This is a genomic window from Mammaliicoccus sp. FSL K6-3158 (assembly GCF_038005105.1).
GTDB classification, from domain to species: Bacteria; Bacillota; Bacilli; order Staphylococcales; family Staphylococcaceae; genus Mammaliicoccus; species Mammaliicoccus sciuri.
Genome location: NZ_JBBOSL010000001.1, coordinates 1,711,951 through 1,734,658 on the forward strand (window position 1 = coordinate 1,711,951; position 22,708 = coordinate 1,734,658).

Here is a 22,708-nt window from a genome sequence, read left to right on the forward strand (position 1 = left end):
TCTGAATTGTATCACAATTCTAAAAAATCTTAAAATAATTTACTAAAGCATTACTTTAAATGAATCTAAATGTTTTAATGCACGATTTGCAAGTGTTTCATACCGTTCTTTCTTATCTTTAATACGTTTTTCTAATGTAGGTAACAAACCAAAGTTCGCATTCATTGGTTGGAAGTTCTTATTATTATTTGCATGTGTAATGTAATAAGCCATACTTCCGATTACTGTTTCTCTAGGGAAAACAATTGGATCAAGGTCTGAAACGAGTTTACTTGCATTAATACCTGCAATTAATCCGCTTGCTGCACTTTCAACATATCCTTCTACACCTGTCATTTGACCAGCAAAGAATAAATCTTCTCTTGATTTTAATTGATAAGTTTCTTTAAGAGCATTTGGTGAATTAATGAAAGTATTTCGATGCATCACACCGTAACGTACGATATCAACATTTTCTAATCCAGGTATAAGTGAAATAACTTCTTTTTGCGCGCCCCATTTTAAATGTGTTTGGAAACCTACGATATTATATAAAGTTCCAGCTGCATCATCTTGTCTTAATTGAACAACTGCATATGGTCTTTTACCAGTTTTAGGATCTTCTAAACCTACAGGCTTCATAGGACCAAATAATAGAGTTTTCTTACCACGTTCTGCCATAACTTCAAATGGCATACAACCTTCAAAATAAATTTCTTTTTCGAATTCTTTTAAAGGCACAACTTCAGCATTTATAAGTGCATCATAAAAAGTATTGAATTCTTCTTCAGTCATTGGACAATTTAAGTATGCTGCATCACCTTTGTCATAGCGTGATTTCAAATATACTTTATCCATGTTAATAGATTCTTTTTCAATAATTGGTGCAGCTGCGTCATAGAAGTACAGTTGTTCTTCACCCGTAATGTTCATAATTTGTTTCGTTAAACTTTCTGTCGTTAAAGGACCTGTTGCAATAATTGTTGGCCCATCAGGTATCTTTGTAATTTCTTCGTTCTTTACTGTAATATTCGGATGATTTTTTAGCGTGTCTGTAATATATCCCGCAAAATCATGTCGATCGACAGCTAGTGCACCTCCCGCTGGTACACGCGCATTATCTGCTGCTTTTATAATTAATGAATCTAATTGTCTCATTTCTTCTTTTAAGACACCGACAGCATTTGTTAATTGATTACCTCTTAGTGAATTAGAACATACAAGTTCTGCAAATTTATCTGTATGATGCGCTGGTGTTTGTTTTACCGGTCTCATTTCATATAGATTAACATTGAATCCTCTCTTGGCAATTTGATATGCCGCTTCCGAACCTGCTAATCCAGCACCGATAACATTAATTGAAGTCATTATTTATGCCTCCTTGATTTTCGAATTTTTTATTCCATATTGAATTGTATAACAAATCTGAATTTAATCAAATGATAAAGTGATGATAAATTTTAAAAATTAGTGACGTTTTACTATTAAAACAATAAATCAAAAAACAAGTGCAAAAAGTTATGTTAAAAATAACTTTTTGCACTGTATGATAACTATTTTTGTTCTTGCTCTTTATAATCACAATTTGGACATATAACTTGAGCTGATTTTCCTTTCTTACGTTCAACAAGTACTGTTTCACATTTAGGACATGAACGATCTAAAGGTTTATCCCATGATGTATAATCACATTCTGGGTATCTTGAACAACCATAGAACACTCTGTTCTTTTTAGATTTACGTTCGACAACTTCTCCCTCTTTACACTTAGGACATTTAACGCCAATCGTTTTAATGATTGCTTTTGTATTTCTACAATCTGGAAAATTTGAACAAGCCATAAACTTACCGTATCGGCCCATTTTATAAACCATTGGTGAACCGCATAATTCGCAATCCTCACCGGCAGGTTCATCTTTAATTTCAATTTTCTCCATTTCTTCTTCTGCTCTTGCTACATCGATTTTAAAGTTTTCATAGAACATATCTATGACTTTCTTCCACTCAATTTCACCATCTGCTACTTTATCGAGCAATGTTTCCATATTAACTGTAAAGTCAACATCGATAATTTCAGGGAAGTATTCTTTAACTGACTCATGTACGATTTCTCCTAACTCTGTAGGCACAAATCGTTTCTGGTCTAATTTTACGTAGTTTCTTTTTTGAATCGTATCGATTGTAGGTGCATAAGTTGAAGGTCTACCGATTCTTAATTCTTCTAAAGTTTTAACTAAACGTGCTTCAGTGTATCGTGGTGGTGGTTGAGTGAAATGTTGCTTTGGATCGATTTTCTCAGCCGTAACGATATCACCTTTTTCTAACGGTGGTAATTTACCTTCTTTTTCTTCATCAGTATCATCTTTAGCTTCAACATATACTTTCATGAAACCTTTAAATTTGATTGTTTGACCATTTGCTCTGAATTTTAAATCGCCTTGTGTAATATCTGCTGCAACTGTATCAGCAATAGCAGGTGCCATTTGACTTGCCATAAAACGTTCCCAAATCAATTTATATAATCGATATTGATCTCTAGATAAGAATGTTTTCATTTGATCTGGTGTACGTTCCACACTTGTCGGTCTAACTGCTTCATGGGCATCTTGTGCGCCTTGTTTACCTTTTGTTGCTTTTGCCTTAGATAAATACTCTTGACCGTACTCTTTTTCAATAAATGATGCTGCTTCAGCTTGAGCACTATCAGCTATACGTGTAGAGTCCGTTCTCATATAAGTAATCAAACCAACAGTACCTTGTTTTTTCAAATCTATACCTTCGTATAATTGTTGTGCTAACATCATCGTTTTTCTAGCTTTAAAATTCAACTTACGTGATGCTTCTTGTTGTAAAGATGAAGTTGTAAATGATTTCGCAGGATATCTTAATTTTTCTTTCTTAGTGACTTGTGTAACTTCAAATTTATCTCCATCTAATTGTGTTGTAATTTTTTGTACGTCTTTTTCATTTTTTAATTTAACGGGTTTACTTTTCTCATGTAAAAACTTCGCACTAAATGTTTTAGTTTTATGTTTAAATAAACCTTCGATTGTCCAGTATTCTTCTGGATTAAAATTATTAATTTCGTTTTCACGATCTATAACGAGTCTTAATGCAACAGATTGTACACGACCTGCTGATAAACCTTTTTTAACTTTCTTCCATAACACTGGAGAAATGTTATACCCGACAAGTCTATCTAATACACGTCTCGCTTGTTGTGCATCAACTAATTCATGTTCAATTTCTCTAGGATGCTTAAAGCTATCTTTTACTGCATCTTTTGTTATTTCGTTAAATACGACTCTTGATTTTTTATTTTCATCTATATCTAATATATGTGCTAAATGCCACGCAATTGCTTCACCTTCACGATCGGGGTCACTTGCGAGATAAACGTTTTTTGCTTTTTTTGCATAGCGTTTTAAATCTTTTACAACTGGCCCTTTGCCGCGAATCGTAATATATCTAGGTTCATAATTATTTTCAACATCTACGCCCATTTGACTACGAGGTAAATCTCTAACATGCCCCATAGATGCAACGACTTTATATTTTTTTCCTAAATATTTTTCAATGGTTTTTGCTTTTGCGGGCGATTCAACGATGACAAGATTTTCTGCCAAAGTAAGTCCCCCTTGCTATTCTATTGATTACAAATGTAAATGATAAACTGATAAATTCAGCTTTGTCAATTAAAACATTTTATAAAATTTATTTTTGTTCAGTAAATATACAATAATCCTCAATGATATCTTGAGCATTTTGTACGAGCTTAGCACCTTCTTTTATTCTATTATTGCCACCTTTGCTTAAAGATTGAAAAATCGTGCCCGGGCAACAATAAACATTTCTATTTTGTTCCAATGCCAAGTCTATCGTGATTAAAGAACCACTCCGTTCATTTGCTTCAGTGACTAATACACCTTGTGACAATCCACTAATAATACGATTTCTTTCTGGAAAACGCCATTTTTGAACTTTCGTTGTTGGATAATACTCAGATATGACGAGGTGATCTTTACGCATCAGTTCACTTATATATTGTGTCGCTTTAGGATAATGATAATCTAAACCAAATGCAGCAACACCTATAGTTTGACCACTATACTCTATCGCTTTTAAATGCGCAAAATAATCTGCACCCATCGCCATACCAGAAACAATCGTAATATGCGACTTAACCAGTTCTGGCACGATAGCATCACAAATTTGTTCTGAATATTGTGTAGCCTTCCTTGAACCGACTATAGCCAATTTTTGTTTATTTTGCAATAACGACATATTACCCATTCCAAAAAGTACAAGTGGATAATCGTAAATTTCCTTTAGTAAAGTTGGATAACAATCCTCATCAGAAAATACCATTTGAATATTTCTTTTCTCTAATGAAGCACGTATTTTATCTATATTACTATCATTATATTTGTGATACATCGTTAATATTGTTCTCTCTTTTAAACCACTTTTATGTACAAAATCAATAAACGTAGTTCTATATGAAAGAAAATTTAACTCAGAATCATAACGAATCATCTTGTGAATTTGATTAGTCGTAAAACCACTGTAAACTAATTTTAAAATTGATTGTTGATAATCATTCATAAATATACACCTCTTATAATGTAGATTTTTTCTATTTTTTGGCGGGCGGCTAACGATCTTGTTTTGGTTTCTTATATTTGGAAATTTATAAAATTCTGAGCGTAATAGTACTTGCGAGCGGTTTGGTATGTGGTTTCTTAGTGTAAATGTGGGATTTGAAAATACTAAATAGTGATGTATTGGTAGATTTAGATTTATTTCTTGAAGTATTGATTGGAGGGTATTTTTAGCTTTGTATAATTGTACAAATGGTGATGTGTAACGTTTATTATAAGAACTCTTTATATAGTTGTCATAGATTTCGAAATCACCATAGTAGTGTTTAACTTCTAATATACTTATTTGACTATTATGTATGATTAAAAAATCTATTTGTACTGCATTTGAAGATACAAATTCAAGATTATGACTAAACACAATTTGATGTTGTTGCTTTAGTAGATTTTCTACTAGTTGTTCGCCTTCATAACCTTTAAACTTATTCATGATTTCAGAATCATGACAGTCTTCACTTAATCTTGATGTTAGTGCATTTACATATGCTATTTCATAGTTGTGATTCATGCCTCACTCCTGTTTGTTAATATTTTACATATATTATAGTTTATGCATTTAATATTGTCCACGAAAAAACCACTAACAAACTAAAATTTAGTTCATTAGCGGCTATATAAATTTAAACACCAAATAAGCACAGTGCTTTTCTATTGAAGAAAGACACTGTACTTATATATATGGTTATTATTTAACTGTTAGACATTTTTCGTATAAACCGTCTTCTTTTTTAATACGGTTTATAAGTGTTTCAGCGATAACAGATGGTGTATCTGCTGTATCAATACCACAGTCATTTAAAGTTTTGATTTTTTCAGATGCAGTACCTTTACCACCTGAAATGATTGCACCAGCATGACCCATACGTTTTCCTGGAGGTGCTGTTTGACCACCAATGAATCCTACTACTGGTTTTGTCATGTTAGCTTTAATCCATTCAGCTGCTTCTTCTTCAGCAGTACCACCGATTTCACCAATCATAACAACTGCATATGTTTCGTCGTCTTCATTAAATGCTTTTAATACATCAATGAAGTCTGTACCATTAACTGGGTCTCCACCAATACCAACAGCTGTCGTTTGACCGATACCTGCTTGAGTTAATTGATGAACCGCTTCATATGTTAATGTACCTGAACGTGAAACTACGCCTACGTGACCTTTTTTATGGATGTAACCAGGCATAATACCAATTTTACATTCATCTGCAGTGATCACACCAGGACAGTTTGGTCCTACTAAGCGTGTTTTCTTACCTTCTAAGTATCTCTTAACTTTAATCATATCAATAACAGGAATATGTTCTGTGATACAAATAGCTAAGTCTAATTCAGCATCTGCACTTTCAATAATCGCATCAGCTGCAAATGGAGCTGGTACATATATAACTGAAACAGTTGCGCCAGTTTCAGCGACTGCTTCTTCTATAGTGTTAAATACTGGTACACCTTCAACCACTTGCCCACCTTTACCAGGTGTTACCCCAGCAACGATTTGAGTACCGTATTCTAGCATTTGTTTAGTATGGAAAAGTGCTGTTGCACCCGTAATACCTTGAACTAATACTTTTGTATTTTTATCGATGTATACACTCACGTAACTCTCCGCCTTTCTTATCGTTCTTGAACTAATTTAACAATTTTTTGAGCACCATCAGCCATGATAGATGCTGGCTCGATTGCTAAACCAGATTCTTTTAAGATTTGTTTACCTTGTTCAACATTAGTACCTTCAAGTCTTACAACTAAAGGCATGTCTAATTCAACTTCTTTAGCAGCAGCTACGATACCTTCAGCAATGACATCACATTTCATGATTCCACCAAAGATATTTACAAAGATACCTTCAACTTGTGAATCACCTAAGATGATTTTGAATGCTTCAGTAACTTTTTCTTTTGTTGCGCCGCCCCCAACGTCAAGGAAGTTAGCCGGATTACCGCCAAAGTGATTAATTGTATCCATCGTAGCCATAGCTAAGCCAGCTCCGTTTACCATACAACCGATGTTTCCATCAAGTGCGATATAAGATAAGTCGTATTTAGAAGCTTCAATTTCTTTTTCGTCTTCTTCTTCTAAATCGCGCATTTCAACGATATCTTTATGTCTGAATAAAGCGTTATCATCGAAGTTTACTTTTGCATCAAGTGCTAATACTTCACCACTTCCTGTTGTAACAAGTGGGTTAATTTCAACAATTGAGCAGTCTTTTTCTACAAACACATTATATAAAGACATCATTAATTTAACAGCTTTGTTAACTGATTCTTTAGGGATGTTAATATTAAATGCTATTCTTCTAGCTTGGTATGGCATTAATCCAGTAACAGGATCAATTACTTCTTTGAAGATTTTTTCAGGAGTTGCTGCTGCAACTTCTTCAATTTCAGTTCCGCCTTCTTCTGAAGCCATTAAAGTAATTCTGTCTGTAGCTCTATCGATAACGAACCCAATGTAATATTCTTTTTGAATATCGCATCCTTCTTCGATAAGAAGACGTTTTACTTCTTTACCTTCAGGGCCAGTTTGATGTGTAACAAGTACTTTGCCTAATAATTCTTTAGCATATTCACGTACTTCATCAATTGATTTAGCAATTTTAACGCCACCAGCTTTACCACGTCCGCCAGCATGGATTTGCGCTTTAACAACATATACATTTGAATCTAATTCTTTCGCTTTTTCTACTGCTTCAGCAGGTGAAAAAGCCACTGAACCATTAGGTACAGCTACGCCCATAGAGCGAAAAATCTCTTTACCTTGATACTCATGGATATTCATTCTCCATCCTCCTAATACATACAATAATGTTTGCTTACTTCTCAATTATAGAAAATGTAAGCGTTATTGTAAACAAGGAGAGTCCAATTTTACGAATTGTTAGACTAATATTTCACTTTTGATTTGATAGGTTCAAAAGTTTTACGGTGTATCGTTGTAATACCATAATTTTCGAGCCCTTCTAAATGTGCTTTTGTTCCATATCCTTTGTTTTTATCAAAATCATATCCAGGATAATCAATATGGTATTGAGACATTAATTTATCACGATATTCTTTAGCAATCACACTCGCTGCTGCTATTGAGACACTATTTAAGTCTCCTTTAATAATAGATGTTTGTGGAATGTCATTATCTAACTTCATCGCATCTATTAATAAGTGGTCTGGTTTGATTAACAATTGGTCTATTGCTCGCTGCATCGCTACCTTTGTTGCTTCATATATATTGAGTTCATCAATTTCTTCTACCGTTGCAATGCCAATACCTACTGCACGTGCACGATTATATATTTCTTGTTCGAAATAAGAACGTTTAGCTTGTGATAAAGCTTTTGAATCTGTAATGCCTAAATATTGATGGTTTTGTTCAAGAATAACCGCACTTGCTACGACCGGGCCTGCAAGTGGACCTCTCCCTACCTCATCAATCCCACAAATAACAGCATCTTTGTTTAAGTCTAATACTTGTTTTTCATATTGATTCATTTGAATATATTTATCATGAAGTTGTTCTATTTTTTCTAACTGCTTGATTCGCTTACTTAATGCACTTTGAACACCTTTACGTTCATCTTCGTTATAAGGTGATGCTTCAACTTCTTGAATCGTTAAATATTGTTTAATCTCTTCAACAATTTCTTTAATGCTCTTCTGTTTCATGCATGCCATCCTTCATTTCTTCATATATATCGAAGCAGTAATGACCAATTTTAGCATTACGTAAATCTCTAATGATTAACTCCGTGACAGACTCATAATCTACTTCGTTACCACGTTTTAACATACCTCTTCTTTTACCAATTTGATCAAACAAACCAATGACGTCACCGTCTTCAGGTAATTCAATTTGATAAAATTGTTTTAATTTTTCTGGATCATGATCGATTAAAAAGTTTAATCCATATATCGCAACTTCATCTAAATGTACAATACTGTCTTTAATTGCCCCTGTTAAACTCAGCTTTTTACCAATCGTTTGGTCTTCAAATTTCGGCCATAAAATACCTGGTGTATCTAACAATTCTAATTCTTTTCCTACTTTAATCCATTGTTGTTTTTTCGTCACACCTGGTGTATTACCTGTTTTAGCAATTGATTTTTTGGCTAATTTATTGATAAGTGTGGATTTACCTACATTCGGAATACCAACTATCATAGCTCTGATTGCTCTCGGACGAAGACCTTTACGTTTTTCTCTATCAAATTTTTCTTTAGTGGCAGCTTGTGCAGCTTTCATAAGCTCACCTAAATGTTTACCATGTTTCGAATCAATTTGAACTGGGAAAAAGCCTTGATTTTTAAAGTATTGTGTCCATTTATCTGTCTCACTTTGTTTTGACATGTCTTTTTTATTAAGTATTACAACACGAGGTTTTTGTTTAACAATGTCATCAATCATCGGATTTCTTGAAGATAGCGGAATACGTGCATCGACTAATTCGAATACCACATCTACCATTTTTAATTGTTCTGTTACTTCGCGTCTCGCTTTGGCCATATGACCTGGAAACCATTGAATTGTCATTTATATTTATCCTTTCTTATCTTAAACTATCGAAATATGATATATTAACCATATCTATATAGGAGGTTTGTTATGTTTATTTCAATTATAGTTCCTCTTTATAATGAGGAAACTAACATCTCTATTTTACATGAAAAAGTATCAAACGTCTTTTTAAATTTGCCGCATCAATTCGAAATCATTTTTGTTGATGATGGTTCTACAGATGCTTCTTTGAATTTAATTCAATCACTATCAGAAAAAGACAATCAAGTTAAATACATATCTTTCTCTAAAAATTTCGGCAAAGAATCTGCTATGTATTGTGGACTTGAACACAGTATAGGCGATGCTGTTATTATTATGGATTCAGACCTTCAACATCCACCCGAGATAATCCCACAAATGATTGAATTACATCTTGAAGGCTATCAACAAGTTGTCGCATTACGCAATCGCGACAAAGAGTCATTTTTCAAGAGAATTCCAGCTAAAATATTCTATAAATTATCTAGAAATATGATTGATGTTAAGTTAAAAAGTGGTGAAGGTGACTTTCGATTAATATCTAAAGAAGTTGTTGAGTCTATCATTAAAATGACAGAGTATAACCGATTCTCTAAAGGTATATTTGAATGGGTTGGTTTTAATAAGACAACTATTACATATGATCATCTAGATAGAAATCAAGGACGTTCTAAATATTCCAACTTTAAATTAATCGATTACGCAATTGATGGTATCGTTAGTTTTAATAATAAACCGCTTCGACTATGCTTTTATTTTGGTGGTATTACAATGTTTATCTGTCTTCTATATATTTTAATTACATTTATAAATATTATGATACATGGCATCGAAGAACCCGGTTATTTCACAATTATTTCCGCCATTTTATTCCTAGGTGGTCTTCAATTATTTAGTTTAGGTGTTATAGGTGAATACATTGGTCGTATTTATTATGAAACAAAAGATAGACCAAAATATATTATTCAACAAACAAACCTTAAATCTCACGAATAACACATATAGGTGAATCAAATGATAAATAAAATAAAAAAATTTTTTTATAACAACGCTATTTACAAATACATTTTGCTTTTCGGTGTTTTAGCCATTTTAGGTCATACTTATATACTTTATCGCTATTTTAAAGATGGTATTATCTTTACTGGACCAAATGATGGTATCGAACAAATGTTACCAATTCAAATGTATTTATATGAACATTGGACACATGGAACATTTTTCTATTCAACTGATTTAGGTCTTGGTGGAGATATGTTTATGGATTTGTCCTATTACTTCTCTACGAATATTTTGTTCATTATCAATGTCATTTTTGTTTGGTTAGCCTCATTTATCTTCCATTTTAATACGGATCATATGTTATTTTGGGCTCAGAATGCCATTGTCATATCAATCGTAAAGTCATTTTTAATTATGAGTTTTACCTTTTTATATGTTAAGAAGATTGGCTTAAATCGAACTGCTTCAATAGTTGCAGCTTTTCTATTTGCAGTTTCTCCTATTTATTTTAGGTTTACTGTATATTGGCCATTCTTTAGCGATGTCTTTATGCTATTACCATTATTATTATTCAGTATTGAAAGATTTTTAAAAGATAAAAAGATTGGCATGTTTATCGTAATCGTTGCCCTAACGTTTATCAATAACTTTTATTTCGCATACTATCAGTTTTTAACAGGACTCATTTACTTTTTCTATCGATTTATTTTTCAACATAAGGCTGATATCGTACCAAGAATACAACAACTTAAATTACTTGTAGTAGCGAGTATACTTGGTCTTGGAAGTAGTTTATTTATTTTCTTCCACTCTGCCCATAGTTTCATTGGGAATAATCGTGCAATTTATAATGGAACGATTCCATTACTGTCTAACTTTAATAAACATGACAATATATTCTATGACAATTATTTAATTGTAGTACTTTTTATAGCCATTCAGGCGCTTTTAACAATAAAGCTTTGCAAACATTATTATTATAGATTATTTAGCATTTTTACGATTATTTTAATGATTGCAAGCTTTATACCTTATGTAGATAGTATTTTTAATGGCTTTTCTGCACCACAAAAAAGATGGCATTATTTATTAACGTTCTTCTCTAGTGGTTTAATTGCGAGTTACGTATATTACTTTAAATCGATTAGCATCAAGCAATATATCATCACCGCCATACCAGGTTTTATTATCATTTTTTCAAGTTATTACGTAACTAAAGATTATGTCAGTTGGATTTGGATGGTACCTATTCTATTTGTAATAGGATTGCTCGTATTAACCATAAAGCGTTTTACACGTTTATTAACACTTGTATTTGCGACAATGATTTTGTTAACTTCTTTCTTAGTCTCAAAAGATCATAGTAAGAACCAAATCTATCACGAAGATCATGAAAGACGTGCAAATAAATTCTTTATTCAAGCAAGTACGTTTGATAGTGGTTTACAACGAAGTCATGTATCACATTTTAATCAACAATTGAATCCTGATGAAAGATTAGGATGGCGCGTATTAACACAAGACAATACACCTATGTATCAACATTTTAAAGGTCTTAGTTTATACTCTAGTATTTTTGATGGCGGTTTAAATCAATATCTTTTTGAAGATGCAAAAGTTAATCTACAAAATGAATCGTTAAGTCGTTATAGCGATATGCAAGATAGATCAAACTTATACAGCCTTTGGTCAACAAAGTATATAATGAAGAAATCATATCAAAAATCATCGCCAGCAAACTTTAAATTGATTCAAGACGATGGCAAATATCAAATATTAGAAAACGAGCAACCGTTACCTGCAGTTAAAGTAACCGATCAATATTATGATGCCAATAATATTCATAAACCGTTAGATCTTGAACATGCCATGATTAAAGGTGTTGTTACAACAGATAAAGATAAAGTTAATTCAGAAATAAACAAAGCACCGAATCTTTTAAATCAAACTACCATTACAACACGTGATGCCGATTATCAACACAATATGTTGACCGTGCCTCGAAATGGAGATGGTTTAACGATTCAGCTACCTAAAAAGTTAACGAATCAATATCAAGATTTATATTTAATGTTACATTTAGAACGGGAATTACCTCAATCAAACTATACAATTCAAGTAAATGATTATCCAAATAATCGTCTCTTCCAAGATTCAAAATATCGCATGAATCAAGATGATTTACTTTATCGTGTGCCAGTACCTAAAGATGGTAAAATATTTATCTCATTAACGAATGGGAGGTATAAATTACAATTACAAGGTTTATATGGTGAAAATTATCAAACGTTGAAGCAAGCTCATAAAGAGAAACGTTATACTTACCATGAAAAAAACGGGAAAATTAATATATCTTTAAAAGAACACAAAAAAGGAACAGCAGTCATCAATATACCGTATAGAGAAGGCTTAAAGGCTAAAGTAGACGGTAAAGACAAAGCCATTCACAAAGTCAATCACATTATGTCAGGTATTGATGTAGAACAACAAGACAAAGATATAGAAATCACTTATCAACCACCCTATTTTAAAACGATGATTTTGGTTTCATTTGTTTCAATTATTTTAAGTATCGTCTTCACAAGAAAAGTGAATAGGAAGCTGCAAACTTAAATATATTCGACCCTTATTAGTCAATAAAAAATAAGCATATCACCAGCAACTGAGTAATCAGTTCAGTGATATGCTTATTTATTTTGTATCGGGATATATGTCCCAATCACTTAAACGCTTAGCAAGCAATGCCGAGGTTTATATTATCTAATTTCTTTAATACGAGCAGCTTTACCACGTAGGCTACGTAAGTAGTAAAGTTTCGCACGACGTACTTTACCGCGACGTTTAACTTCGATTTTCTCGATTTTTGGAGTGTGTACAGGGAATGTACGCTCAACACCAACACCGTAAGAAATTTTACGAACTGTAAACGTTTCAGAAATTCCGCCACCACGACGTTTAATAACTACACCTTCGAACACTTGGATACGTTCGCGGCTACCTTCAACGATACGTACGTGTACAGTTAAAGTGTCACCAGCACGGAATGTTGGAATATCCGTACGTAATTGGTCTTTTGTTACTGCTTCGATTAACTTATTATTACTCATTATATTCTCTCCTTCTGACTATGTTCTTGCCCAATGTAATTGTTTCATATAAATGCTAGCAGCGGATCATAGTGAATTTGTGCTCACACACTTATATTAATATATCACATTGTACAAGTTGATTCAATCTATTTTTTGTTATCATTTAAGAAACGTTTATCCGCTTCTGTTAATGGATAACTTTCTAACAAATCTGGTCTTCTCTGTTGTGTTCTTAACAATGATTGTTCATGTCTCCACTTTTCAATGTTTGCATGATTCCCAGATAATAATACATCTGGTACCTTTAAGCCTTCATAATCTGCTGGTCTAGTGTACTGAGGATGTTCTAATAATCCAGATGAAAATGAATCATCTTCATGTGATACTTGATTGCCAAGAACACCTGGTAATAGTCTTACGATTGCATCTGTCATTGTCATGCTCGCAAGTTCGCCACCCGTTAATACAAAGTCTCCAATTGATATTTCATCGGTTACACAATGTTCTCTAATTCGCTCATCATATCCTTCATAATGACCACAAATAAAAATAATATGATCACTTTCTGATAAAGACTCCGCTTTCGCTTGTGTGAATGGATCACCTTGTGGACACATTAAAATCACACGCGTGTTTTCATCTTTATCTAATGATTGAAGCGCATTGAATACAGGTTCTGGCTTAAGGACCATACCTTGTCCACCACCATAAGGATAATCATCAACTTGTGAATGTTTATTATTCGCAAAATCTCTAAAATTCACTGTATTAAATTGAACAATTTCTTTATCTTGTGCTCGTTTCATTATGGAATGATTGAGTACACCTTCATACATTTCTGGAAACAGTGTTAAATAATCAATCTTCATCAGTCTAATAAACCTTCTAACGGTTCAATTTTAATAGTCTTCAGATCAACATCAACATGTTTAACAACATCTTCAATATAAGGAATTAAATATTCTTTATCTCCCTTAACGACCCATACATCGTTAGCACCTGTCTCCATTATTTCGATTACTCTACCTAACGCTTCTTCATCAACGAACACTGTACAACCAATAATATCTGAATAATAATATTCATTTTCTTCAAGTTCAATCGCTTCATTTAATTGTTCTTGGTAAATTTTAGAACCTTTTAAATGTTCGATATCATTAATGTTATGAATACCTTCAAACGTTAAAAGATGAAAATTCTTGTGCATTCTATGTGATGCTATAGTAAATGAAAATGATTCATTATTTTTCTTAACTGTAATAAGTTGACCTTTATGAAATCGTTCATCGGTAAAGTCAGAATCTGATAATACTTTCACTTCACCTTTAATACCATGTGTATTAACAATTTTGCCTATTTCAACATTCATTGAGCTGTGCCTCCTCAACTGTTTCATTAATTATTAACATTAAAAAAGAGCACCAATTAGGTACTCTTAATTAACTTCTACAAACACTTTCTTGCCTTGCTCGTTCATTGAACCAGACACAATTGTACGAATTGCTTTAATCATTCTGCCCTTCTTACCAATAATTCTGCCAATGTCTTCTTCATGAACGTCTATATTGAACGTAATGCTAGAATCTTGTTCATCTTTAGATATATTGATGTTCTCCGGATAATCTACGAGCGGTACTATAATTGTTTGTATTAATTTTTCCAATATAATCTACGCTTTACTACTTAGAAAGTTTAGAATTATGGAATTTCTCCATGATACCTTGAGTTGATAAGATATCACGAACTGTATCAGTAGGTTTTGCACCGTCAGCTAACCATTTTAAAGCTAACTCTTCGTCAACTTTGATTTCTGCTTCTGGTTTAGCAACTGGATTGTAAGTACCGATTGGTTCGATAATACGACCATCACGTGGAGAACGTGCATCTGCTACTACTATACGATAAAATGGGTTTCTTTTTGACCCTTTACGTGTTAAACGAATTTTAACTGCCATGTTTAAAAAACTCCTTACTCATTTATAATTTCTTTTCTACAAGTAAATACTATAACAGGATATAAATTGTTTGTAAAGTGTTTTCTCTTTACCAATTTAAATTTCATACAAAATAAGAGAGCAAAGCTGGCATTATCCCTTAAAGATTGCTGCCATAACTTTGCTCTATATTAAAGTTGTATCATACTTCTATTAGAACGGTAAGTTCATTCCTTGGAATGGATTTCCGCCTCGCTTACCTTTTTTACCTTTTTTATTGCTACCTGTAAATTGTTTCATCATTTTCTTCATATCGCCAAATTGCTTGATCAATCTATTTACTTCTTGTAAAGAACGACCTGAACCTTTAGCAATACGACGTTTTCTAGAAACATTTAAAATGTCAGGATTATTTCTTTCTTCTAAAGTCATAGAACGGATAATCGCTTGAACATTATCGATTTGTTTAGGATCCATGTTAGCATTTTTCATGCCTTTCATTTTGTTAGCACCTGGAATCATATTCATCAGATCATCTAACGAACCTAAACCTTTAACTTGTTCTAATTGTTCTAAGAAATCATCAAACGTAAATGAAGATGTTCTCATTTTCTTTTCTAATTCTTTAGCTTTTTCTTCATCGACACCTTGTTGGGCTTTTTCAATTAAACTTAATACGTCACCCATACCTAAAATTCTAGATGCCATACGTTCTGGATGGAACAATTCAAGTCCATCTAGCTTTTCACTCATACCAATAAATTTAATTGGCTTTTCAGTAACAGAACGGATCGAAAGTGCTGCACCACCACGTGTGTCACCATCTAATTTAGTTAATGTTACACCTGTTACATCTAATGTATTATCAAATGATTCTGCAACATTTACAGCATCTTGACCTGTCATAGAGTCTACAACAAGCATAATTTCATCTGGTTTAGATACTTCTTTAACGTCTACAAGCTCATTCATTAATGCTTCATCAATATGCAGACGACCTGCTGTATCGATAATAACAAAGTCTAAATGTTCTTCACGTGCATATTTCAACGCATTCTCAGTAATTTGTTTTGGACTTACTTGATCGCCTTCAGTATATACAGGTATATCAATTTGCTTACCAACCGTTTGTAACTGTTGAATCGCAGCTGGTCTATAAATATCACATGCGACAAGTAATGGCTTTTTGTTATATTTTTTTCTCATTAATAATGCTAATTTACCTGCAGTTGTTGTTTTACCTGCACCTTGTAAACCGACCATCATCACAACAGTAGGTGGTTTACTGCTCATGTTAATTTTACTATTTTCTCCACCCATTAAAGTTGTTAATTCATCTTGAACAATCTTGATGACTTGTTGTCCAGGTGTTAAAGATTGCATAACATCTGCACCTAACGCACGCTCAGATACTGTGTTTACAAAAGATTTAACAACTTTAAAGTTAACGTCTGCTTCTAATAATGCTAATCGTACTTCACGCATCATTGCTTTAATATCTTGCTCTGTAACTTTACCCTTACCTTTGATGCGTTGCATCGTGGCTTGAAGTCTTTCGGATAACCCTTCAAATGCCATAAATTTCTCCTCCTATTCAAGAATTTCTAAGCGTTCTATCGCCTGATTAAGTTCTTGATTATCTCCTGACAATCTTTTTAATTCATCAATAATAGATTGTCTTTCTTTAAATTTTTTAAAGAGCTGTAATTTCGTTTCGTACTCTTCTAATAATTCATCTGTTCGTTTTATATTATCATATACTGCTTGTCGACTCACATGAAATGTCTCTGCAATTTCACTTAGTGCATAATCTTGTAAATAATATAATTCTAAATAATTGCGTTGTTTTTCAGTTAATAACCCTTGATAAAAATCAAATAAGTAATTCATTCTCATTGTTTTTATAAGTTCATTATTTTCCGTCATTTTGATCAGCTTCTTCAGTAGTATTTTCAACAGATTCATTCGCATCTATCATATCTGCAAATAATCCATAAACATAGCTTTCTGCATCAAATGGTTGTAAGTCATCAAGTTTTTCACCGAGTCCTACAAATTTAACTGGAATTTGTAATTCATTACGTATTGCTAACACGATACCACCTTTTGCTGTTCCGTCAAGTTTCGTTAATACGATACCTGTTACTTGTGTCACTTCTTTAAATGATTTAGCTTGTGACAATGCGTTTTGACCAGTTGTAGCATCTAATGCTAATAATACTTCATGTGGTGCTCCAGGTACATTACGATCAATAACTTTTCTAACTTTTTGTAATTCATTCATCAAGTTTGCTTTATTTTGTAATCGTCCTGCTGTATCACAAATTAAAATATCAGCACCTCTATTTTTAGCAGCATTTACAGCATCATACATAACTGCTGCTGGGTCAGAACCTTCTTTTTGACTAATCACTTCTACGCCAACACGTTCTCCCCATACTTTCAATTGTTCAATAGCACCTGCACGGAAAGTATCTCCAGCTGCTAACATGACTTTTTTACCTTCTTGCTTATAACGGTGTGCTAATTTACCAATTGTCGTCGTTTTACCGACACCATTAACACCAACCATTAATATAACATTTAATCGGTCATTTTCAATATTCATTTGATCAATATCTTCATCATCTTGCACATATATTTCGACTATTTTTTCAACGATGACTTCTCTTAATTCAGATGTTTCACTAATATTTTGGCGTTTTGCTTCCATACGTAATTCATCAACAAGTTCCATAACTGTGTTAAATCCAACATCTGCTTGAATTAACATTTCTTCTAATGCTTCAAAGAAATCTTCGTCAACTTTACGGTAAACAGCTAATAAATCATTTAATTTATTTTGGAAGTTCTCTCTAGATTTTTCTAATCCTTGTTTGAACTTAGCACCAAGTTGTTCTGATTCCCATTCTTCAAACTCATCTAATGACATTAATCCATCGTCAAACTGAACCGCTTCAGGATTTTCTTTTTCATTAGACTCAGGTTCTAAGTCTTGGACTGGTTGTTCTTCTTGGTTTTCAATTTCTTTGTTTTTTTCTTCACTAGGAGAGAATTTATCCTTTAATCGTTTAAAAAAACTCATGATTGTAATGCCTCCAATTCTTCTTCTTTAATTGATTTTAAGTTAACACTCACAAGTTTAGAAATGCCTGCTTCTTGCATTGTAACACCATATAAGCTATCCGCGTATGACATTGTGCCTTTTCTATGTGTAATGACGATAAATTGAGTTTCTGATTTAAGTTGATCTAAATATTCTGCATATCTTATCACATTTTGTTCATCTAATGCAGCTTCAACTTCATCTAGTATTACAAAAGGCGCTGTACGTGCTTTTAATATTGCAAAGAGTAAACTGATTGCAGATAGCGCACGTTCTCCACCACTAAGTAGCGATAAGTATTGTCGATTCTTACCTGGAGGTTGTACGACAATTTCAACACCAGCATCTAAAATATCTTTATCTGTAAGTTGTAACTCAGCACGTCCACCATTGAAGAGTGATTTAAACACATTTCCAAAATGATGATTCACTTCATCAAAGGTTTCTTTAAATCTAGTAGATACTTCGCCATCCATTTCTAATATGACTTGTTCTAATGTTTCTTTTGCTTCTAATAAATCTGTTCTTTGGTCACTTAAGAATGTATATCTTTCATTAACTTCTTTAAATTGTTCAATCGCATTTAAATTTACATGTCCAAGTTCATCTATAGACATTTTCGTTAATTTAACTGTTTTTCTTGCTTCTGAAATATCTTCTGGCATTTCATACAATGATTGTGCTTTTTCAAAAGTTAATTGATACGTTTCATTTAAGTGTGTCAATTGATGCTCAATCATAATATCTATTTTAGAGTGCTTACTCACCATATCTTGTAAGCCTGTTTCTAAACCAGAAATGCTTTGATGCATAGATTGCGTATCGCGCTCAATTTGCTCAATTTCTTCTTGAATAGATTTATATTTATTTTGATTATCCATCATTTTCGTTTCTATTTCTTGCTTTTTATCTGTAAACAGTTGAATTTGACTTTCGACTTTTTCAAATTGACCACTACCCATATAATCATCGGAATTGATTAATTCAATTTGGTCATTAATCTTAGTTAACGTATGTTCATATTCGTTTAAATCTTCTTTAAGTCGTTTCTTGTCTTGTTCTTTCAAACGATTTCGTTCTTTTTCAACTGCAAGATTTGAACGCTTTTCATTTAATGTATTTTGAATTGTTTTTTCACTATCTTTACTATGTGAAAGAGATGCATTTAATTGATTAATTTCGTTATCAATTTTCTCTATATCTTGTTTAATATTTACAAGTTTATTTTGCTTTTCTTGTAATGTTTTTTGACCTTTCACAAAGCTATAGCCATCATTCTTCTCAAATTCAAACGTTTCATTTTCGTCTTTTAATCGTTTTTCTTTAGCTAATACTGCATCTAATTGTAACGTTACTTCATGCTCTTTAGATCTTAATTCAGTACCTTTTTCTTGTGTTTCAGTTAAGGACTGTTCAATATTTTGAACTTCTTGTTTTAATGCTTTGACATTCTCTTCGATTTGAGTTGTTTGTTGCATAAAGTTCTGATACTTATCTTCAGTCGTTTTCAATTCATCTTTTTGTGATAACAAACTTGCTTTCTTTTCTTTGCCACCACCGGTCATAGCACCACCAGGCGTAATCACATCACCTTCAAGTGTCACAATTCTATGCTTGAACTGAATTAACCTCGCAAGTTGATTGGCAGTTTCTAAATCTTTAGCAATAATTGTACTACCTAACAAATGCTCTACAATATTTCGATATTTCTCGTCATATTTAACGCCATCAGAAGCTACTGTAATGAAACCTTGTTGATCATTAATTTGCTCGATAACAGATTGTGGTATAAATCGTTTTTTAACCACATTCATTGGTAAGAATGTAGCACGGCCTAGCTTTTTATCTTTTAAATATTTAATCGCTAATCGTGCATCTTTTTCTTCTTTTACAATAATATGTTGTAAAGAAGCACCTAGCGCTATTTCTATTGCTGTTGTTAATTTAGAGGGTGTATCGATAATTTCTGCAACTGCACCTTCTATACCATTGAGTGACTTTTCTTTCAGCACATGCTTCACACCAGAATAAAATCCAGAGTATTCATCTTGCATACTCTTTAACGTATTAATACGCGTCTTCATTTGTTCTGTATAACGGTACGCTTGATACAGTTTTGACTCCGTATCTTTATATGCTTGTTCTTTACTTTTCAACAACTTATGATCAGATTTATATTTTTCAGTTGTTTCTTGAAGTTCTTTTTCAACAGATTGTAGCTTTTCTGTATAAGTCGATTTATCTTCCCAAACACGTTGAAGTTCTTCGTATACTTCTTTTTGTCTGCCATCTAATCTTGATTGTTTTTCTTGATGTGTTGCTAATTTGTCTTCTAAAAATCTAATATCATTATTAATGTCTGATTGTTCTGTCATGAGTTGATAATAACGATCTTTCAATTGTTCAATTTTCTCTTCAAATGTACCTTCTTGATTCGATAATTGACCTTCAAGTCCATTAATTTCTTGCACTAATGCTTGATATCTATCTTTAAATTCTTTCAATTCCACATCTATTTCTTTAATTTGCTCCGTAATTTTGTTAATTCTCATTTGAGAAGCTTGCTTTTCTTCTTCTAGTCTTTCATTTGTCGCATCACTATTTTTTTGACGTTCTTTTAAGACTTCTAATTGACCAGTAAATCTTTCTAATGATTCAGTCGCTTCAACTAATGCCTTGTTATCATTTTGAATTTGATTAGAAATCTGATCTCTCGATTTTTTCTTTTCATTTAATTCAAATGTCATAGCGTCTAATTCATTTGTTTTTTGTTCTTTTTGATATTGAAAATGCTCGATCTCTTGTTCAAGCTTTTTAAAATCTTTATTTAAACTTTCAATATCATATACCGTTACAGTAATATCACTCTTTTTCATTTCTTCTTTTAAAGCAATATACTCTTCAGCAATCGCAGCTTCTTCTCTTAGAGGCTCAACTCTTGCCTCTAAATCGAATACAATGTCTTCAACACGATTTAAATTTTGTTCTGTTTCGTCTAATTTTTGTGTCGCTTCTTTTTTACGTTTTTTATATTTTAATACGCCAGCTGCTTCTTCTATGAGATATCTTCTATCACTAGGTTTAGCATTTAATACTTCATCAACTTTACCTTGAGAAATAATACTAAAAGCTTCTTTACCAAGACCTGAATCTAAAAATAGATCTAGGACTGATTTTAAGCGTGTTCGTTCTTTATTTAAATAATATTCACTGTCACCATTTCTATATAAGCGGCGTTCAACTGTTATTGTATCTTCATCTATATTTAATTTTCTTGAATGATTATCCAATGTTAATTTTACTTCTGCATATTGGCACTTTTTACGTTCTTTCGACCCATTAAAGATGACATCTTCCATCTTAGATCCACGTAAACTTTTTGCTGATTGCTCACCGAGAACCCATTTTATAGCATCCGTAATATTACTTTTACCACTACCATTTGGGCCTACAATAGCTGTCACACCATTATCAAAGTCTACATGTGTATGTTCAGCAAAAGATTTAAATCCATATGCATCTATTGATTTTAAATAAACCATAAACTACCCCTTATTGACCATTATTCAACGCTTTTTTAGCAGCATTTTGTTCTGATTCTTTTTTCGTTCTACCTTTTCCTGTTTCTAAAGGTTTGCCATTTAATAGTACTTCAGAAGTAAACATCTTGTGATGTGCTGGACCACTTTCATCTAATAAATGATACGTAATATTACCTTTATTATGACGATGCATATATTCCTGCAATTCTGTTTTATAATCACGATTTGCAGTATAATTTTCATCAACGACATGTGGAAATACAACTTTTTCTAAAAATTGCTCTACAATTTCAAGTCCTTTATCTAAATACAAAGCACCAATAAATGATTCGAATGCATCGGCGATTAATGATGGACGTTCACGACCACCTGTTTTTTCTTCACCTTTACCAAGTAAAAGTAATTCGTTCATATTTAAACTCATTGCAAATGTTACAAGTGATGGTTCACATACAATTGATGCGCGCAGTTTAGTGAGCTTACCTTCTGGAAGTAATGGAAATTTCTTAAATAAAAACTGTGACACCGTCAATTCTAACACCGCGTCTCCTAAGAATTCTAAACGTTCATTATGACTTAATTTATCTAATTTAAAGTCATTAATAAAACTTGAATGCGAGAATGCTTGAACATAAATATCATATTGTTCAAATTCGATATCTATTTCTTTCATAAACGCATCGAATTGAGCTTTAAATTGTGCTATGATTTGTGCTTTATTTTTAACCATGCCTGTCCTCCCTAATATTATGTTTCCTATCTATTTTACGTTATATTTCATAAAAAAAAAAGAATATTATCATAAACGACAATATCCATTGACACAATATATAAAACGTCTGAACAAATTGCATTGTTCAGACGT

At 32.5% G+C, this 22,708-nt stretch carries 19 protein-coding genes; 2 read left to right on the top strand and 17 right to left on the bottom strand.

The window, feature by feature from the left end; all coding sequences use genetic code 11:
* Positions 1 to 42 precede the first annotated feature (42 nt).
* The 7 genes from trmFO to ylqF form a co-directional block, all read right to left on the bottom strand.
* Positions 43 to 1,347, bottom strand: coding sequence for an FADH(2)-oxidizing methylenetetrahydrofolate--tRNA-(uracil(54)-C(5))-methyltransferase TrmFO (gene trmFO, locus MHH94_RS08515; RefSeq protein ID WP_058591381.1), 1,305 nt, complete (start codon positions 1,345 to 1,347; stop codon positions 43 to 45).
* A gap of 185 nt (positions 1,348 to 1,532) precedes the next feature.
* On the bottom strand, positions 1,533 to 3,605 hold the full coding sequence (topA, locus tag MHH94_RS08520; RefSeq protein WP_078355707.1) for a type I DNA topoisomerase: 2,073 nt from the start codon (positions 3,603 to 3,605) through the stop codon (positions 1,533 to 1,535).
* An 88-nt stretch (positions 3,606 to 3,693) separates the two neighbouring features.
* On the bottom strand, positions 3,694 to 5,148 hold the full coding sequence (gene dprA, locus MHH94_RS08525; RefSeq protein WP_106417620.1) for a DNA-processing protein DprA: 1,455 nt from the start codon (positions 5,146 to 5,148) through the stop codon (positions 3,694 to 3,696).
* 177 nt (positions 5,149 to 5,325) lie between these two features.
* Positions 5,326 to 6,234 carry a succinate--CoA ligase subunit alpha gene (gene sucD / locus MHH94_RS08530; RefSeq protein WP_025905314.1) on the bottom strand — a complete coding sequence of 303 codons (909 nt, stop codon included), beginning with the start codon at positions 6,232 to 6,234 and terminating at the stop codon, positions 5,326 to 5,328.
* A 17-nt stretch (positions 6,235 to 6,251) separates the two neighbouring features.
* Positions 6,252 to 7,418: an ADP-forming succinate--CoA ligase subunit beta gene (sucC, locus tag MHH94_RS08535; RefSeq protein WP_025905313.1), complete on the bottom strand. Its 1,167-nt coding sequence runs from the start codon at positions 7,416 to 7,418 to the stop codon at positions 6,252 to 6,254.
* A 104-nt stretch (positions 7,419 to 7,522) separates the two neighbouring features.
* The gene (locus tag MHH94_RS08540; protein ID WP_078355705.1) at positions 7,523 to 8,299 is read right to left on the bottom strand and encodes a ribonuclease HII; all 777 of its coding nucleotides are present in this window, start codon (positions 8,297 to 8,299) and stop codon (positions 7,523 to 7,525) included.
* Positions 8,280 to 9,164, bottom strand: a complete 885-nt coding sequence (ylqF, locus tag MHH94_RS08545) for a ribosome biogenesis GTPase YlqF (protein ID WP_025905311.1) — start codon at positions 9,162 to 9,164, stop codon at positions 8,280 to 8,282. Before ylqF ends, MHH94_RS08540 begins: the two co-directional genes overlap by 20 nt.
* Before the next feature lie 72 nt (positions 9,165 to 9,236).
* Here ylqF and MHH94_RS08550 point away from each other — a divergent pair, with 72 nt between their 5' ends.
* Both MHH94_RS08550 and MHH94_RS08555 read left to right on the top strand, forming a co-directional pair.
* The gene (locus tag MHH94_RS08550; RefSeq protein WP_078355704.1) at positions 9,237 to 10,166 is read left to right on the top strand and encodes a glycosyltransferase family 2 protein; all 930 of its coding nucleotides are present in this window, start codon (positions 9,237 to 9,239) and stop codon (positions 10,164 to 10,166) included.
* Between the two features lie 18 nt (positions 10,167 to 10,184).
* Entirely contained in the window at positions 10,185 to 12,785 is a 2,601-nt protein-coding gene (locus MHH94_RS08555; RefSeq protein WP_340840637.1) for a YfhO family protein, read from the top strand.
* Positions 12,786 to 12,928: 143 nt separating this feature from the next.
* Here MHH94_RS08555 and rplS read toward each other — a convergent pair whose 3' ends face one another.
* The 10 genes from rplS to rnc form a co-directional block, all read right to left on the bottom strand.
* Positions 12,929 to 13,279 (bottom strand): 50S ribosomal protein L19, encoded by a 351-nt coding sequence (rplS, locus tag MHH94_RS08560; RefSeq protein ID WP_025905308.1) that lies wholly within the window; start codon positions 13,277 to 13,279, stop codon positions 12,929 to 12,931.
* A 128-nt stretch (positions 13,280 to 13,407) separates the two neighbouring features.
* Entirely contained in the window at positions 13,408 to 14,130 is a 723-nt protein-coding gene (gene trmD / locus MHH94_RS08565; protein WP_058591376.1) for a tRNA (guanosine(37)-N1)-methyltransferase TrmD, read from the bottom strand.
* Complete coding sequence (gene rimM / locus MHH94_RS08570) at positions 14,130 to 14,630, bottom strand: ribosome maturation factor RimM (protein ID WP_058591375.1); 501 nt, start codon at positions 14,628 to 14,630, stop codon at positions 14,130 to 14,132. Before rimM ends, trmD begins: the two co-directional genes overlap by 1 nt.
* A 66-nt stretch (positions 14,631 to 14,696) precedes the next feature.
* Positions 14,697 to 14,924: a KH domain-containing protein gene (locus tag MHH94_RS08575; protein ID WP_025905305.1), complete on the bottom strand. Its 228-nt coding sequence runs from the start codon at positions 14,922 to 14,924 to the stop codon at positions 14,697 to 14,699.
* Between the two features lie 16 nt (positions 14,925 to 14,940).
* Complete coding sequence (gene rpsP / locus MHH94_RS08580; RefSeq protein WP_016910739.1) at positions 14,941 to 15,216, bottom strand: 30S ribosomal protein S16; 276 nt, start codon at positions 15,214 to 15,216, stop codon at positions 14,941 to 14,943.
* Positions 15,217 to 15,408: 192 nt separating this feature from the next.
* A complete protein-coding gene (ffh, locus tag MHH94_RS08585; protein ID WP_049319125.1) occupies positions 15,409 to 16,773 on the bottom strand; it encodes a signal recognition particle protein in 1,365 nt (454 codons plus the stop codon).
* 12 nt (positions 16,774 to 16,785) lie between these two features.
* Complete coding sequence (locus MHH94_RS08590; RefSeq protein WP_025905303.1) at positions 16,786 to 17,121, bottom strand: putative DNA-binding protein; 336 nt, start codon at positions 17,119 to 17,121, stop codon at positions 16,786 to 16,788.
* A complete protein-coding gene (gene ftsY / locus MHH94_RS08595; RefSeq protein WP_048542538.1) occupies positions 17,108 to 18,280 on the bottom strand; it encodes a signal recognition particle-docking protein FtsY in 1,173 nt (390 codons plus the stop codon). Before ftsY ends, MHH94_RS08590 begins: the two co-directional genes overlap by 14 nt.
* Positions 18,277 to 21,843: a chromosome segregation protein SMC gene (gene smc / locus MHH94_RS08600; RefSeq protein WP_340840649.1), complete on the bottom strand. Its 3,567-nt coding sequence runs from the start codon at positions 21,841 to 21,843 to the stop codon at positions 18,277 to 18,279. Before smc ends, ftsY begins: the two co-directional genes overlap by 4 nt.
* A gap of 10 nt (positions 21,844 to 21,853) precedes the next feature.
* The gene (gene rnc / locus MHH94_RS08605; protein ID WP_048542532.1) at positions 21,854 to 22,573 is read right to left on the bottom strand and encodes a ribonuclease III; all 720 of its coding nucleotides are present in this window, start codon (positions 22,571 to 22,573) and stop codon (positions 21,854 to 21,856) included.
* Between the last annotated feature and the right edge of the window lie 135 nt (positions 22,574 to 22,708).